The organism is Corallococcus sp. AB049A, assembly GCF_003668885.1.
In the GTDB taxonomy this organism is placed as follows: domain Bacteria; phylum Myxococcota; class Myxococcia; order Myxococcales; family Myxococcaceae; genus Corallococcus; species Corallococcus interemptor.
In genome coordinates, this window is the sequence record NZ_RAWL01000220.1 from 1 (window position 1) to 14,171 (window position 14,171).

At 72.4% G+C, this 14,171-nt stretch carries 12 protein-coding genes; 9 read left to right on the forward strand and 3 right to left on the reverse strand.

All coding sequences use genetic code 11. The features are described 5' to 3' along the window. Nucleotides 1-76: 76 nt before the first annotated feature. From D7X55_RS22795 to D7X55_RS22820, 6 genes are all read left to right on the forward strand, one after another. A complete protein-coding gene (locus tag D7X55_RS22795; RefSeq protein ID WP_120548317.1) occupies nt 77-1,105 on the forward strand; it encodes an ROK family protein in 1,029 nt (342 codons plus the stop codon). 137 nt (nt 1,106-1,242) lie between these two features. Then, on the forward strand, nt 1,243-2,733 hold the full coding sequence (locus D7X55_RS22800) for an MraY family glycosyltransferase (protein WP_120548316.1): 1,491 nt from the start codon (nt 1,243-1,245) through the stop codon (nt 2,731-2,733). A 4-nt stretch (nt 2,734-2,737) separates the two neighbouring features. Next, a complete protein-coding gene (locus D7X55_RS22805) occupies nt 2,738-3,808 on the forward strand; it encodes a nucleotidyltransferase family protein (RefSeq protein WP_199747083.1) in 1,071 nt (356 codons plus the stop codon). A gap of 39 nt (nt 3,809-3,847) precedes the next feature. Continuing rightward, nucleotides 3,848-4,819, forward strand: coding sequence for a nucleotidyltransferase family protein (locus tag D7X55_RS22810; protein ID WP_120548315.1), 972 nt, complete (start codon nt 3,848-3,850; stop codon nt 4,817-4,819). A gap of 104 nt (nt 4,820-4,923) precedes the next feature. Continuing rightward, entirely contained in the window at nt 4,924-6,222 is a 1,299-nt protein-coding gene (locus tag D7X55_RS22815; RefSeq protein WP_120548314.1) for a UDP-glucose/GDP-mannose dehydrogenase family protein, read from the forward strand. A gap of 2 nt (nt 6,223-6,224) precedes the next feature. Then, nucleotides 6,225-7,412 (forward strand): acyltransferase, encoded by a 1,188-nt coding sequence (locus D7X55_RS22820; protein WP_121724173.1) that lies wholly within the window; start codon nt 6,225-6,227, stop codon nt 7,410-7,412. Nucleotides 7,413-7,432: 20 nt separating this feature from the next. Here D7X55_RS22820 and D7X55_RS22825 read toward each other — a convergent pair whose 3' ends face one another. After that, nucleotides 7,433-7,708, reverse strand: coding sequence for a hypothetical protein (locus D7X55_RS22825; RefSeq protein WP_120548312.1), 276 nt, complete (start codon nt 7,706-7,708; stop codon nt 7,433-7,435). A gap of 177 nt (nt 7,709-7,885) precedes the next feature. Here D7X55_RS22825 and D7X55_RS22830 point away from each other — a divergent pair, with 177 nt between their 5' ends. Then, nucleotides 7,886-10,489, forward strand: coding sequence for an O-antigen ligase family protein (locus D7X55_RS22830; RefSeq protein ID WP_121724174.1), 2,604 nt, complete (start codon nt 7,886-7,888; stop codon nt 10,487-10,489). Between the two features lie 7 nt (nt 10,490-10,496). On the opposite strand, the gene D7X55_RS22835 is transcribed toward D7X55_RS22830, so the two are convergent. Beyond that, nucleotides 10,497-11,039, reverse strand: a complete 543-nt coding sequence (locus D7X55_RS22835) for an aminoacyl-tRNA deacylase (RefSeq protein WP_233610001.1) — start codon at nt 11,037-11,039, stop codon at nt 10,497-10,499. 126 nt (nt 11,040-11,165) lie between these two features. Beyond that, the gene (gene astB / locus D7X55_RS22840; RefSeq protein WP_121724175.1) at nt 11,166-12,488 is read right to left on the reverse strand and encodes an N-succinylarginine dihydrolase; all 1,323 of its coding nucleotides are present in this window, start codon (nt 12,486-12,488) and stop codon (nt 11,166-11,168) included. Nucleotides 12,489-12,506: 18 nt separating this feature from the next. Between astB and D7X55_RS22845 the strand changes: the two genes are divergently transcribed. Together D7X55_RS22845 and D7X55_RS22850 are read left to right on the forward strand one after the other, a co-directional pair. Next, on the forward strand, nt 12,507-13,460 hold the full coding sequence (locus D7X55_RS22845) for a lysophospholipid acyltransferase family protein (protein WP_120548308.1): 954 nt from the start codon (nt 12,507-12,509) through the stop codon (nt 13,458-13,460). A 13-nt stretch (nt 13,461-13,473) separates the two neighbouring features. Beyond that, nucleotides 13,474-14,016, forward strand: a complete 543-nt coding sequence (locus D7X55_RS22850) for an LPS export ABC transporter periplasmic protein LptC (RefSeq protein ID WP_120548307.1) — start codon at nt 13,474-13,476, stop codon at nt 14,014-14,016. Nucleotides 14,017-14,171 lie beyond the last annotated feature (155 nt).

Genomic DNA, 14,171 nt, shown 5'->3' on the forward strand with positions numbered 1-14,171 from the left:
GTCTGGCACGGCGGCACGGGCCGGGGCCTCACTGCGCAGATTGTCCCGCGAGCGAACCGAACCACGGGGGCACCACATGGCCGAGGCTTCAGCGAAGAACGGGCACCGCGCGGGGAACGGGTCGCGCAGCGACAGGGCCCGCATCTGGGGAGGCATCGACCTGGGCGGCACGAAGATCGAAGCCGTCATCGTGGACGCGCGCGGCGACGTGCTGGGCCGGGCCCGCCACGCGACCCCCACGGCGGGCGGTCCGGGCGAGGTGGTGAAGGAGCTCTACGCCTCGTTGGGCGAGGCCGCGCAGTCCGTGGGCATCGAGCCCGCGAGGCTCGCGGGCGTGGGCGTGGGCGTGCCCGGGGCGGTGGACGCGAACCGCGGGACGCTCTCCCACACGAGCAACGTGGCGGGCGGCTGGGACGCGCCCTATCCCCTGGCGTCGGACCTGGGCGACCTGGTGGGCGGCGGCAAGGTGGTGCTGGGCAACGACGTCCAGGTGGCCGTCGCGGCCGAGTACAAGCTGGGCGCGGGCCGCGACCACCGCTCCGTGCTGGGCGTGTGGTGGGGCACGGGCGTGGGCGGCGGCCTGGTGCTCAACGGCGTGCCGTGGCGCGGGCAGGGCTCCGCCGGAGAGATTGGCCACATGGTGGTGAAGCCGGACGGCGCACGCTGCGGCTGCGGCCGGCGCGGCTGCCTGGAGGCCTACGCGGGGCGCGCGTGCATGGAGCGCAAGGCGCGCTCGGCGGCGAAGAAGGGGGAGAAGACAATCCTCTTCGACATCATGCGCGACAAGAAGCGCACGCGCCTGTCCAGCAGCGTCTGGGCGAGCGCGCTGAAGCAGAAGGATCCGCTGGCCACGCGGCTCATCGAGCGGGCCATCAAGATGCTGGGCGTGGCCATCGCCTCCGTCATCAACCTGCTGGACGTGGAGGCCGTCGTCATCGGCGGTGGACTGGGGTCCCGGCTGGGGCCCATCTACATGGGCCACCTCCAGGACGCCATGCAGCCGCACCTGTTCATCACGGAGCGCAAGCCCGTGATGCGCATCGCCGAGCTGGGCGACCTGTCCGGCGCCATCGGGGCGGCGCTGCTCGCGGGCCCGCGGATGTAAGGCCTGGAGGACTCACCTGGCCCGACATCGCCGCCCGTGCCAGCAAGGAGGCAGGCGGGTCGTGACGCATCCGCGACGCCGGGACATTGACGCGCTGCTTCGGTGGCCGTCACGATGCGGGTGGACGCTCTTCTCGCATGGTCACCCTCTTCGTCGCCTTCCTCGTGTCGCTCCTCGTGGCGCTGGTGCTCACGTGGCGCGTGCGCGAGCGCGCGCTGGCGTGGGGCTGGTTGGACGCGGCGAACTCCAGCCGCAAGGTGCACGTGCGGCCCGTCCCGCGGCTGGGCGGCATTGGCATCGTGGGGGGCTTCTTCGCGCCGCTGTGCGCGCTGTTCCTCGTGGACTCGGGCGTCGGGGACCAGTTCGTCTCGCAGACGTCGCTCATCGTGGGCCTCTTCGTGGGCGGCGCCATCATCGCGGGGCTGGGCTTCTACGACGACCTCAAGGGCGCGGGCGCGAAGCTGAAGTTCTCCGTGCAGTTCGCGGTGGCGCTGGGCCTGTACGCCATTGGCTTCCGCATTGAAGTGCTGGCCAACCCCTTCGGCGCGGAGCTGGCGCTGGGGTTCTTGAGCCTGCCCTTGACGGTGCTGTGGGTGGTGGGCGTCATCAACGCGCTCAACCTCATCGACGGGCTGGACGGGCTGGCGGGCGGCGTCGCGTTCTTCGGCGTGGGCACCCACTTCCTGCTCGCGCTGATGCGCGGGGACGTGCTGCTGTGCCTGCTGATGGTGGCGCTCGCGGGCGCCATCCTCGGGTTCCTCGTCTTCAACTTCAACCCGGCCTCCATCTTCATGGGGGACACGGGCAGCATGTTCCTGGGCTTCGTGCTAGCGGCCGTCTCCATCAAGACGTCGTCGAAGAGCGGCACCGCGGTGGCGCTGCTGGTGCCGGTGATGGCGCTGGGCCTGCCCATCATGGACACGCTGCTGGCCATGGTGCGCCGCTCGCTGTTGGGCAGACCCATGTTCAGCGCGGACAAGGAGCACATCCACCACCGGCTGATGAGCCGCCTCTTCCTGTCCCACCGCACCACCGTGCTGGTGCTCTACGCGCTGTGCACGCTGTTCATGGTCACCGCGCTGGCGCTCAACTTCGCCAACAGCATGCAGAGCGCGCTGCTGCTCAGCGGCGTGGGCGTGGTCATCATGGTGCTGATGCGCAAGCTGGGCTACCTGGACATGCTGCGCCACATGGACGTCGTCCAGCAGACGCGCCAGCGCAACCTGGAGCTGCGCTCGCTGGTGCGCTCCGTCACCTCGGCGGTGCGCTCGGCCGGTTCGTTCCAGGAGGTGTGGAACGCCGTGCGTCCGCTGTCCCAGGGCCTGAGCCTGTCCGCGCTGGAGCTGCGCCTGCGCCGCCCGCATGAGGACGTGGGCGCGGGCGTCGTCTTCGAGTCCCAGCACCCGCAGGCCGGCGCCGCGTCCGCGCTGGAGGTGCGCCTGGACGTGAAGGAGGAGGACGTGGCGCTCGGCGCGCTGCGCCTGGTCTGGCGCGACGGCCGGGCCGCCATCGACCGGGACGAGGAGCTGGCGCTGGAGGTCGTCGCGGACGCGGTGGCGGAGCGGGTGGGGCAGCTGGTGGCGCTGGAGGCCGCGGAGCCCCAGCGCATCATCGCGCTCCGGCGGTGAGCCCATGACCGCCTCTGCGGACCTGCTGACCCTGCTTTACGCGTGGCCAGAAGTGCCGGACGCTCCCGGGCCCTCGGATGAAGGCGCCTGCGACGCGCTGGTGAAGGCCGCCGTGCGGCACGGGCTGGCGGGCTTCGTGGAGCACGCGCTCGCGAAGGCGGACTGGCCGCTGACCCCGGACGCGGCCGCGCTCCTGTCGCGCGAGGCCCGGATGAGCGCGGCGCGGGTCCTGCGCGTGCGCTCGCTGTTGTCGCGCAGCCTCGCGGCGCTGTCGGCGCCAGGCGTGACGCCGGTGCTGCTCAAGGGCTACGGGCTGGCGCGCAGGCTCTACCCGGAGCCGCTCCAGCGCGCGACGAACGACGTGGACCTGCTGGTGCCGCGCGCGCGGATGCTGTGCGCCGTGCACGCGCTGGAGGGCATGGGGCTCACCACCCAGGCCGGCGAGGTGGACCGGGACGACGCGCACCACGTGGAGCTCACCGGACCGGACGGGCTGGTGGAGCTGCACTACCGCGCGCTCGCGGGCTACGGCCTGGCGCTGGAGGGCGACGCGCTGGTGGCGCGCGCCGTGGACGCGACGCTGGACGGCCACCCCGTGCGCTACCTGTGCCCGGAGGACGAGGCCGTGTACCTGTCCCTGCACGCGAGCAACCACCTGCTGCAGCGGCTGGCCTGGCTGTTCGACCTGAAGCTGCTGGCGCGGGCGCACCCCCGGCTGGACTGGGACCGCGTGGTGACGCGCGCGCGGCGGACCGGGCTGCCCCATCTGGTCTGGTACGCGTGGGACGCGGCTCGGCGGCTGCTGGACGCGCCCGTGCCCGGGTGGGTGCTCAAGGCGCTGGCGCCTCCCCGGTGGCAGCGCGCGCTGGCGACGCGGCTGTTCTCCGGGCCCCGGCTGGTGGACGCGGAGCTGGCGAGGAACAAGCCGGCGTGGGTCGCCGCGAAGCTGGCCCTCGCGCCCCGGGCCGGGCCCATGGTGGCGTACGCGCTCCGGCGGCTGCGGGGGCCGCCGCCCGGGACGGGAGCGGAGCCAGGGGCCCCACGGCCCGTCCGGCCGCCTGCTGGAAGACGGTGATTGCGGCGGGCGGGCCCGGCCCATTAAAGGTGCCGCACCATGGCGCCCAGCCTCCTCGACACCTTCCGGGTCCTGTCCTCCTTCGAGCCCCCGCGCGGCAAGCTGCGCGGCGCGCCGTGGGAGGCCTATGTCGACTGGGCCATCTCGCAGGGGCTGGCGCCGCTCGCGGCGTACAACCTGGAGTACCGCATGGGTGGCGGCGAGGCGCCCGAGTGGGCCCGCGACCGGATGATGTCCATCTACACCGGCTCCGTGAACGACAACGTCATGAAGCTGGTGCACTTCAAGCGCATCGTGGACCAGCTGGAGGGCCGCAAGATTCTGCTCCTGGGCGGCGCGGCCTTCGCGGAGGCGCTCTATCCGCACGTGGGCTTCCGGCCCGTGCTGGACATCCAGGTGCTGGTGCGCCGCATGGACGTGGACGGCTTCGCCGGCTACCTGTCCAACCACGAGTTCGTCCCGGAGCCGGACTCCACGAACAGCGGCGCCGCCCGCGTCGTGTCCGACGGCCGCACCCCCATCCACATCTACGCGGACGTGCTGGGCGCGAACCGACGTGAGCAGTTGGCCGGCATCTTCGAGCGCGCCAAACCCATGAAGGTCTACGGCCAGTCCGTCTTCCGCCCGGAGCTGGAGGACGCGCTGTTGCTCACCGCGTTGGACCAGGCCCACCACGGGTATGACGTGCCGTGGCTGTCCTTCGTGGACCTGCGCGAGCTCATCACCGGCGCCACCTGGATGGGCGGCGTGTACTCGCGCCCGCTGGACGTGCCGGCGCTGCTCTCACGCGCGGAGGCGTTCGGCCTGGAGCGCGCCCTCTACACGTCGCTGGCCATCGTGGCGCGGCTGTTCCCGGACGCGGAAGCGCAGGCCACCGCCGCCTTCCCGCCGCTGCGCCGCGCGACCCGTGAGCTGCTGGACCGGGGCGTGGTGGGTCCGGTGAGCACCCCTGGACGTTCATCCGCCCTGCGGGGTGTGGATCGACTGCGGCGCCTCCTCACGGGGCGATAAGCCTGTCTGGTCGCTCTGCGTCCTGCGCGCCCGGGCTTTCTTTCGGTGCGCGGGTCGGCGTATGAGTTCATGACGCCACCTGTCGAAACCAGGACACTTAAAGAATGCGCATTGCCATTATCGGATCGGGCTACGTCGGACTCGTCGCGGGCACCTGCTTCGCTGACTCGGGCAACGACGTCGCGTGCGTGGACATCGACGAGCGGAAGATCCGCATGCTCCAGGATGGACAGGTTCCCATCTACGAGCCGGGTCTGGAGGAGCTCATCAAGAAGAACGTGAAGGAGAAGCGCCTCACGTTCACCACGAACCTGGCGGAAGGCGTGGCGAACGCCCAGGCCGTGTTCATCGCCGTGGGCACTCCGGAAGGTGAGAGCGGCGAGGCGGATCTCCAGTACGTGCTCGCGGCGGCGCAGGCGGTGGGCCGCGCGATGAAGCAGTACACGGTGGTGGTGGACAAGAGCACCGTGCCGGTGGGCACCGCGGACAAGGTTCGCGAAGCCATCGCCAAGGTGACGGACGTGGAGTTCGACGTCGTCTCCAACCCGGAGTTCCTGAAGGAAGGCGCCGCGCTGGACGACTTCTTCAAGCCGGACCGCGTCGTCATTGGCGCGGACACCGAGCGCGCGCGCAACATCATGGGTGAGCTCTACGCGCCGTTCGTGCGCACGGAGAACCCCATCCTGTTCATGGACACGCGCTCCGCGGAGCTGACGAAGTACGCGGCCAACGCGATGCTCGCGACGCGCATCTCGTTCATGAACGACATCTCCGCGCTCTGCGAGAAGGTGGGCGCGGACGTGGACTTCGTGCGCAAGGGCCTGGGCGCGGACAAGCGCATCGGCTACCCGTTCCTCTTCCCGGGCGTGGGCTACGGCGGCTCCTGCTTCCCCAAGGACGTGAAGGCGCTCGTCACCACGGCGCGCGAGTACGGCCTGGAGCTGGACCTGCTGCGCGCGGTGGAGCGCACCAACGAGCGCCAGAAGAAGCTGCTCGTGAACAAGGCCGTGAAGCACTACGGGTCGCTGGAGGGCAAGAAGTTCGGCGTCTGGGGCCTGGCGTTCAAGCCGAAGACGGACGACATGCGCGAGGCGCCGTCCATCGAGGTCATCGAGGGCCTCATCGGCAAGGGCGCGACGGTGATTGCGCACGACCCGGTGGCCGCGCACGCGTCCAAGCGCGTCTTCGGCGACCGCATCCGCTACGCGGAGGTGCCGTACGACGCGCTGGAGGGCGTGGACGGCCTGTTCGTGGTGACGGAGTGGAACGAGTTCCGCCACCCGGACTTCGACCGCATGAAGAAGCTGATGAAGACGCCGGTCGTGTTCGACGGCCGCAACATCTTCCAGCCCGCGCGCATGCGTGAGCTGGGCTTCACCTACTTCGGCATCGGCCGCAAGTAGCCATGAAGCAGCAGTCCGGAGGCTCGCTGGATGCACTGACAGGGCTGCGCTTCCTGGCGGCCCTGCACGTCGTGTTGTTCCACTTCGGCACCCCGTGCATCCAGGGCGTGGCGCCGGAGTGGATGGTGCAGGTGGTGGCCTCCGGCTATGCGTCCGTGGGGGTCTTCTTCCTCCTGTCCGGCTTCGTGCTCGCGTACAACTACGTGGACACGGCCGGGAGGATGCAGACCCCGCCCCGGGCCTTCTGGAGCGCGCGGGTGGCGCGCGTCTACCCGGTGTTCCTCCTGATGTTCCTGCTGTCGGCGGTGCCCACGGCGCAGGCCTCGCTGGCGGACAACCCGTTGCCGGTGGCGGTGGCGAAGCTGGGCACGGCGGGGCTCACCACGCTGATGTTGCTCCAGTCGTGGGTGCCGCGGCTCGCGCTGTACTGGAACCCTCCGTCCTGGTCCGTGTCGGTGGAGGCGTTCTTCTACGCGCTGTTCCCCGCGCTGGCCGGGCGGCTGGAGCGCTTCCGGGGCGCGCGCATGACGGCGGCCCTGGTGGGCGTGTGGCTCCTGGGCCTGCTGCCGCCGGTGCTCTACCTGGTGCTGCGGCCGGACGGGCCGGGCACGCTGGACGCGGCATCCGGCGGCTTCTGGCTGACGATGATGAAGTTCAACCCGCTGGCGCGCCTGCCGGAGTTCCTGCTGGGCGTGCTGCTGGGGCTCGTCTTCGTGCGGGAGCGCGCGTCGGCGGCGTCCCAGCGCTCCGGCGCGGTGATGGCGCTGGCGGGCGCGGCGCTGCTGGTCGCGGGCTTCTCACAGGGCGCGGTGATTCCGTATCCGCTGATGCACAACGCGCTGCTGGCGCCGGCGTCCGCGCTGCTGGTGTACGGGCTCGCGCGGGGTGGTGGCCCGCTGGGGCGGCTGCTGGCACGGCCGTGGCTGGTGCACCTGGGTGGGGCCAGCTACGCGCTGTACCTGCTGCAGTTCCCGGTCAGCGAGGGGGTGCACTGGATGGAGCGGTTCGTGGACCTTTCCTCGCCCACGCGCTTCCTGGCGGTGCTGCTGGCGTTGCTGGTGCCCGCTTCGGTGGCGGTGCACCGGTGGGTGGAGACGCCGTGGCGCACGCGGGTGCGGCGCGGGTTGCAGCCGTGGGTGGAAGGCCCGTCCGCGCGGGCTGCTTCGGCTCCCGTGGTCCCGGGCGCCTGAGGCTTCCTGCCGCGCGTCCTTCAGCGGGCGAGGCCGCAGGCCTTCTTGCCCGCTTCGGTCTCGATGGCGCGGCAGTCGCAGCCGTCGAGCCTCGCCTCACAGACGAGCTCGTCGTCGGCGGTGGGCTCCACGCGGCCCTCTTCGTCGGCGGCGCGCTGCTGGCAGGCCTGCTTCTCCACCGAGTTCAAGGCGCACTCGCAGAGCTTCTCGGACAGCTCGCGGCAGGCGCTCTTGCACGCGGTGAGTCCGGAGAGGGAGGCGCAGAGGACGGCGGCGGTGAGCAGGAGGCGACGCATGGGGTCGGGCGAAGATGCCAGATGATTCCCCGGATGCAAGCGGTGTCCCGGGGGCACGTTCATTCGCGGGCCCCGGAAAAGCCGCGCCAGGGGAGGAGGCGTCCAGGCGTCTCGTCCGCTCGCTGGGAGGCGGACCCCGGTGGTCCGTGAGGAGCGTGACATACTCCCGCGCCGCGCATGGCTCCTGGCTCCCACCGCGTCTCCCGGTACACCGTCTACGCGGAAGCGGCGCTCGCGGCGCTGGTGATGCTGGGCCCGGTGGCGCTCGGCGGCGCGGCGCGCTGGGTGGCCTGGCCGCTGGTCGCGCTCTCCGGTGCCGCGGCGGTGCTGGCGTTCGTGGGTGCCCGGCGCCAGGGCGAGACGCCTCGCGTGCCGCTCCTGTCCGCCCCCCTGGTGGGCGGCCTGGTGCTGTGCGCGCTGCAGTTGGTGCCACTGCCACCGGCACTGCTCGCGTGGGTGAGCCCGGAGGCCGAGGCGCTGCGCGCGGACGTGCTCGTGCCGCTGGGGCTCACGGACTGGCGGCCGGTGTCGCTGGAGCCTTCCGCCACCTGGCGTGAGCTGGCGAAGCACGGGGCCTATCTCCTGACGTTCCTCGCGGCGGTGCAGGTGTGCCGGGCGCGCGCGTCGAGGCAGCGGCTGCTCGCGGTGCTGGCGTTCACGGGCGCGGCGGTGGCGACGGTGGGGCTGGGGCACGCGCTGTCCGGCGTGGACACGCTGTTCGGACTGCGGGCGTACGTGCACGCGCGGCCGCCGCTGGTGACGCCATTCGGCAACCCCAACCACCTGGCGGGCTTCCTGGGGCTGTGCGCGACGGTGTCGGTGGGGCTCGCGCTGTCGAAGCAGCCGCGCTCCCGTGCGTGGCCCTTCGCGATGGCGGCGCTCGTCTCCGGCGCGGGCGTGCTCCTGTCGCTGTCTCGCGCGGGCATCGTGTTCTTCGTCTTCGGGCAGGTGCTGCTCGCCGTGTGGCTGATGAAGCAGCGGCGCGAGGCGCGCACGCCCGCGAGGCCCGCGTGGGGCAAGGGCGCGGCGGTGCTGCTGGGGCTGCTGGCCACGCTGTCCGTGGGCGCGTACCTGGCGGCGGATCAGCTGTGGGCGGAGGCGCGCACCGTGGACGGCGTGGAGTCCCTGCGCCGCGGCAAGATGGAGCCCTGGCCGATGATGGCCCGCGCGGCCCGCGCCTTCCCGGTGCTGGGCATGGGGCGCGGCGCGTTCGAGGCCGCCTTCCCGCGCTACCAGACCGAGCCCAACCCCAACACCTTCACGCACCCGGAGAACGCCGTATTGCAGTGGGCGGCGGAGTGGGGCGTGCCGGGACTGCTGCTGCTGGGGCTGGGCGTCTGGGCCTTCGTGAAGCGCGTGCGGCGCGAGGACCACGGGCCCGTGGAGCTGGCGGCGCTGTCCGGCGTGGCGGCGCTGGCGCTGCACAACCTCTTCGACTTCAGCCTGGAGCTGCCCGCGTGCGCGGTGGCGGTCGCGGTGGTGCTGGGCTCGGTGGCCCGGCCCCGTGAGGCCGAGCGCATGGCGGCACGCCGCACGAAGCAGGGCACGCTGCCCGCCGGTCCCGCGATGGCGCTGGCGGCGGGGCTCGCGGTGGTGCTGCTCGTCGCGCTGGTGCCGGGACGCCGGAGGATGGCGGACGCGGAGGCCCTGCTTGCGGAGCGCATCTCCGCCCGTGCACCGGACGCGGAGGTGCGGGCGCTGGGGCTCCAGCTCATCGGCGTGCACCCGGCGGACTACCTGCTGTACCGGCTGATGGCGATGGCCTCCGTGTCCCACGGCGCGGCGGGCGCGAAGGACGCGCTGGCCTTCGTCAATCACACGCTGTACCTGCGGCCCCTGGATGCCCCCGTGCACCGCGTGGCCGCGCGGGCCCTGCTGCACCTGGGCCGCCGCGAGCAGGCCTTCCTGGAGTACCGGCTCGCGCACGAGGCCGGGGACTCGAGCGTGTTGAGCAGCGAGGCGATGCCCAGGGCTCGCACGGTCGAGGAGCTGAAGACCCTCACGCCCGAGGCCCCCGGGCAGGCGGTGGCGCTGGCGGAGGCGATGCTCGCCGTGCCCTCACGCCGAACGCTGGGGCTCGCCTGGCTCGCCTGGGCGCGTGAGCACTTCGAGGGCCAGCCCGAGGCCACCGCGCTGTGGATGCAGGAGGCCCGGGGCCAGCTGGCCCAGCGGGAGCTCTCCGCGGCGGAGGCGGCCTGCGCGGAGGTGGAGCGGCGCGCTCCGGACGCGGTGGCCACGCACCTGCTGCGCGCGGACGTGTGGCGCGCGCAGGGAAAGCGCGCGGAGGCCCTTCAGTCCCTGGAGCCGCTCGCGAAGCGCTTCCCCCACGACGTGGAGCTGGCCTTCACGCTGGCCACGCGGCAGCAGGAGGCAGGGCTCACGCGTAGGTCCCGCGACACGCTGGCCGCCGTGGCGCCGTACCTGACGGACACGCGGCAGCGCGCGCGCCGGCTGTCGCTGGAGGCGGACAGCTTCGAGAAGGAAGGCCTGCTGGCCCGCGCGCTGGAGCAGCGCCGCTCGGTCGTGGGGCTGCTGCCCGGACCGGACAGCCACTTCGCGGTGGCCCGGTTGCAGGAGCTGCTGTCGCGCTACGACGCGGCCGCGCGCTCGGTGCACGAGGGCCTGCGGCTCATGCCGCTCGGCGACGCACGGCGCGTGGAGGGTGAGGCCTGGGCGGCGCGGCTGGAAGAACGCGAGCGTGCGCTGCAGGACGCACACAAGGGGGCGCTGCTGGAGGACGAGCCGGGCTCACCGGCGGTCAGCGACGCTCCTCCGCCATGAGGGCCCTTCAGGCTGGAGCGCCTGAGTCCTCCTGAGAGCCGTTGTACGAGGCCTTCGCTTCGCCCTTCTCCATCGTGGCCGGGTGGATGAAGGAGGCGACCAGGGGCCACTCCAGACGCGCGAAGTCCTGGAAGCGCATCTCCAGGGCCTCCTTGTGCGAGCCCGCGCGGAATAGCAGCCGCTCGTTGACGCTCAGGGCTTCGTCCATCGCGACGGGCAGGCCGTACAGCTCACCGAAGGGAGGCTCGGCGCCCGTCTCGCAGTCAGGGAAGTGGTCGGCGAATTCGGATTCAGCGGCGAGCCGCGTGGTGCGGACACCCAGCGTGTGGCGGACCTGCCGCAGGTCCACGGTCGTCAGCGCGGGCACGACGACAATCCAGGGCTGCCGGTCGGCCAGGACGATGACGGACTTGGCCACGCGCCAGCCGGGCACGTTGAGGGCATCCACCAGCTCCATCGCGCTCACCGCACGTGCATGGGCATACCGCTCGAAGGGGACGCGGTGTCGCCGCAGATAACTTTGGATGGCGTTCGGGATCATGGGGGACATCACCTCCTTCTTGCGTTCAAGGTGTGTCCGGGCGACGCGGGCGGCCATTCACCACCGGGGTGACACGGCCGTGGGAGCCTGCCCTCGTCCGGCGGGTCGGAGGGCAGGCAGGCGGAACGCCTCACGTCACTGCTGGAAGTCGTACACGCTTCCCAGCTTGAGCAGGCGCGTCAGCTCGTCGAGCGCCGTCATGGTCTCCCGAGCGAGCGCCGGGTCGCGCACGTCCTCCGGCTTGAGCACGTCGCGGTAGTGCTTGCGCACCCAGCCCGCGAGCGATTCATGCAGCGCCGGTGAGTAGAAGACGTCCGCGGTGATGGCGGCGCGCTCCGCGTCCGTGAGCGTGATGCGCTGGCGCAGGCACGCCGGGCCGCCGCCGTTGTTCATGGACTGTCGAACGTCCAGGTAGTGCACCGCCTTCACCGGGTTGTCCCCGGCGACCACGCGCTCCAGGAAGGCGCGGGCGGTGGGCGTCTCGCGGCTCTCGATGGGGGCGATGATGGCCATGCTCCCGTCCGGCAGCGACAGCACCTGCGAGTTGAACGGATACGCGCGCACGGCGTCCTTCACGGGCAGCTCCGCGTCCGTGGCGACCTCGGAGCGGAAGGCGTCGCCCAGCTTCTCGCGCAGCGTCTGGAGGAGCTTCGGGTGCTCCACGAACGCCAGCGCGTGCAGCATGAGGAAGCGCTCGTTGCCCACCGCGAGCACGTCCGTGTGGAACGCCCCCGCGTCGATGCCGTCCGGATGCTGCCGCGGCAGCACCACCTGCTCCGGGGCCAGCTGGTGCAGCCGCGCCAGGGCCTGGCTGGACTCCAGCGTCTGGCGTGCGGGGAAGCGCTGCGGCCCCTTCACGTCCTGCCACGCGCTGCGCCCCCACGCGAGCAGGTGCACGGCCTTGTGCCCCGGGGTGAAGAGGCGCGTGTGGTTGGCCGCGCCCTCGTCCGCGAGGTGCGAGGCGCCGGGCAGCGGGGCGTGCACCTGGAAGTGCTTCGCGTCCGCGAAGATGGCGCGCAGCACCGCGTGCGTGGTGTCCGCCTCGATGGCGCGGTGGAACATCTGCGTGAGGTTCGCGGGCGTCAGGTGCACCCGGCCATCCGCCGTGTCCGCGGACGGCGCCACCGTGGCCGCGTTCGCCGTCCACATGGCGGAGGCGCTGGAGGTGAGCCGCAGCAGGTGCTCCGCGTCGCGCGCGGCGCGGGTGATGACGTCCTCGTCGGAGCCCGTGAAGCCCAGCGCCCGCAGGGTGCGCAGGGAAGGGCGTGGCTGGGGCGGCAGCACCGCCTGGCCCACGCCCAGCTCCGACACGAAGCGCATCTTCTCCAGCCCCTGGAGCGCCGCCTCCCGGGGATGGCTGGGCTGGCCGCCGTGGTGCTGTGACGCCAGGTTGCCCGGCGAGAGGCCGGCGTAATTGTGGGTCGGGCCAATGAGGCCGTCGAAGTTGTATTCGCGCATGGGATATGGAGACGCGTCGTGGAGCGTCCCCCTTTAACAAAGCGCCTCAAGCGTTTCCTGCGCTACCTGCTCATCGCCGGGATGTTGCGCCTGCTCCAGTTCCTGCCGCTGGGCATGGCCCGCGCCCTGGGCATGACGCTGGGCGGCTGGGCGTACGCGCTCGCGGGCTCGGAGCGCAGGAAGGCGCTCAAGTCGCTGGCCCGCGCCTTCCCGGAGCGCACACCGGCGGAGCGTGACGCGCTCGCCCGTGACGCCTTCCGCCACCTGGCCGCCGCGGCCCTGGAGGTCGCCTCCGCGCGGGCGCTGGAGGCCGGGCTGGAGTCCCTGGTGTCCTGGCCCCCCGAGGACCGCCGGGTGCTGGAGGCCGCGCTGGCGAAGGGGAAGGGCGTCGTCTTCGTGTCCGGCCACGTGGGCAACTGGGAGCTGCTCGCCCGGCGCGTGGCGAAGGCGGGCTACCCCAGCCAGAGCATCGCGAAGGAGACCAGCGACCCGCGCCTCACCGCGCTGGTGGAGGACTTCCGGGCGAAGGGCGGCGTGCGCAGCATCTGGCGCGGCCAGGAGGGCGCGGCCCGGGCCATGCTCCGCGCGCTGCGCAGCGGCGAAATCCTGGGCATCCTCATCGACCAGGACACCAAGGTGCAGTCCGTCTTCGTGCCCTTCTTCGGGGAGCTGGCGGCCACCCCGCGCGCGGCGGCGGACCTGGCGCTGCGCACCGGCGCGGCGGTGGTGGTGGGCTTCTGCCAGCGCGAAGGGCAGGGCTACCGGCTCACCATGGAGGAGGTGCCGCACCCGGACGCGACGGAGCGTGAAGCGGCCGTGCAGGCCCTCACCGCCGCCCTGTCGCAGCGCATCGAGGCGGCCATCCGCCGGGCCCCCGAACAGTGGGTGTGGATGCATCAGCGCTGGAAGACGCGTCCACCCGAGGACGTTCCCCCGGCCCTCGCTGGCGCACCGTCCGCCCCGGCGCGGTGATAAGGAGGGCGTCGTGCCGCGCCTGCTTGCCTTGAGCTTCCTGGGACTCCTCGCCACCGCCTGCGCGCCGCGCCGTCCGGCCCCGGGCGCCGCGAACGAGCCGCGCCCGGACGTGGTGCTGGAGGGCGCGCGCCTGCGCTCCTACGAAGGCGACACGCTCCAGGTCTCCGGCACCGCCGCGCGCGTCAACTACCGGCGCGCGGGCGGCGAGGTGCAGGCCACGGACGTCGTCGTGACCCTGCCCCCGGGCAAGGGCTCGCCCCCCTCCCAGCAGGCCGGCACCACCATCCGCGCGCCGAATATGGACGGCAGCCTCGCGTCCAAGACGTGGGTGGGCACGGGCGGCGTCGTCGTGAAGACGGGGGAGGGCCTGGTGGCCAACACCCCCCGGCTGACCTACGACTCGACCGCGCGCCTGGCCCATGGCGAGGAGGGCGTGACGATGAAGGGCCCCGACTACCAGATGCGGGCGGACCGCTTCACGCTGTCCGCCGCGGACCAGACGTTCACCTTCGAAGGCACGGTCCAGGCCGTGCTGGGTGGAGCGACGGAGTGATTGAGTTCCTCGTGATGGCGCTGTTCATGGCCCAGCCCGCGTCCTCCCAGGCCGCCGCTCCCGCCGCTGCTGGCGCTCCGGCCGTCGCGCAGGCCACCCCGGCCGCGAAGCCCGGTGCGACCACCGCCCCGGCCGCTCCGGCCACGCCCGCCACC

Bases quoted from the DNA above. Each gene is read 5' to 3' on its own strand.
- D7X55_RS22795 (WP_120548317.1), top strand. From the start codon at position 77: ATGGCCGAGGCTTCAGCGAAGAACGGGCACCGCGCGGGGAACGGGTCG.
- D7X55_RS22800 (WP_120548316.1), top strand. From the start codon at position 1,243: ATGGTCACCCTCTTCGTCGCCTTCCTCGTGTCGCTCCTCGTGGCGCTG.
- D7X55_RS22805 (WP_199747083.1), top strand. From the start codon at position 2,738: ATGACCGCCTCTGCGGACCTGCTGACCCTGCTTTACGCGTGGCCAGAA.
- D7X55_RS22810 (WP_120548315.1), top strand. From the start codon at position 3,848: ATGGCGCCCAGCCTCCTCGACACCTTCCGGGTCCTGTCCTCCTTCGAG.
- D7X55_RS22815 (WP_120548314.1), top strand. From the start codon at position 4,924: ATGCGCATTGCCATTATCGGATCGGGCTACGTCGGACTCGTCGCGGGC.
- D7X55_RS22820 (WP_121724173.1), top strand. From the start codon at position 6,225: ATGAAGCAGCAGTCCGGAGGCTCGCTGGATGCACTGACAGGGCTGCGC.
- D7X55_RS22825 (WP_120548312.1), bottom strand. From the start codon at position 7,708: ATGCGTCGCCTCCTGCTCACCGCCGCCGTCCTCTGCGCCTCCCTCTCC.
- D7X55_RS22830 (WP_121724174.1), top strand. From the start codon at position 7,886: ATGGCTCCTGGCTCCCACCGCGTCTCCCGGTACACCGTCTACGCGGAA.
- D7X55_RS22835 (WP_233610001.1), bottom strand. From the start codon at position 11,039: ATGTCCCCCATGATCCCGAACGCCATCCAAAGTTATCTGCGGCGACAC.
- astB (WP_121724175.1), bottom strand. From the start codon at position 12,488: ATGCGCGAATACAACTTCGACGGCCTCATTGGCCCGACCCACAATTAC.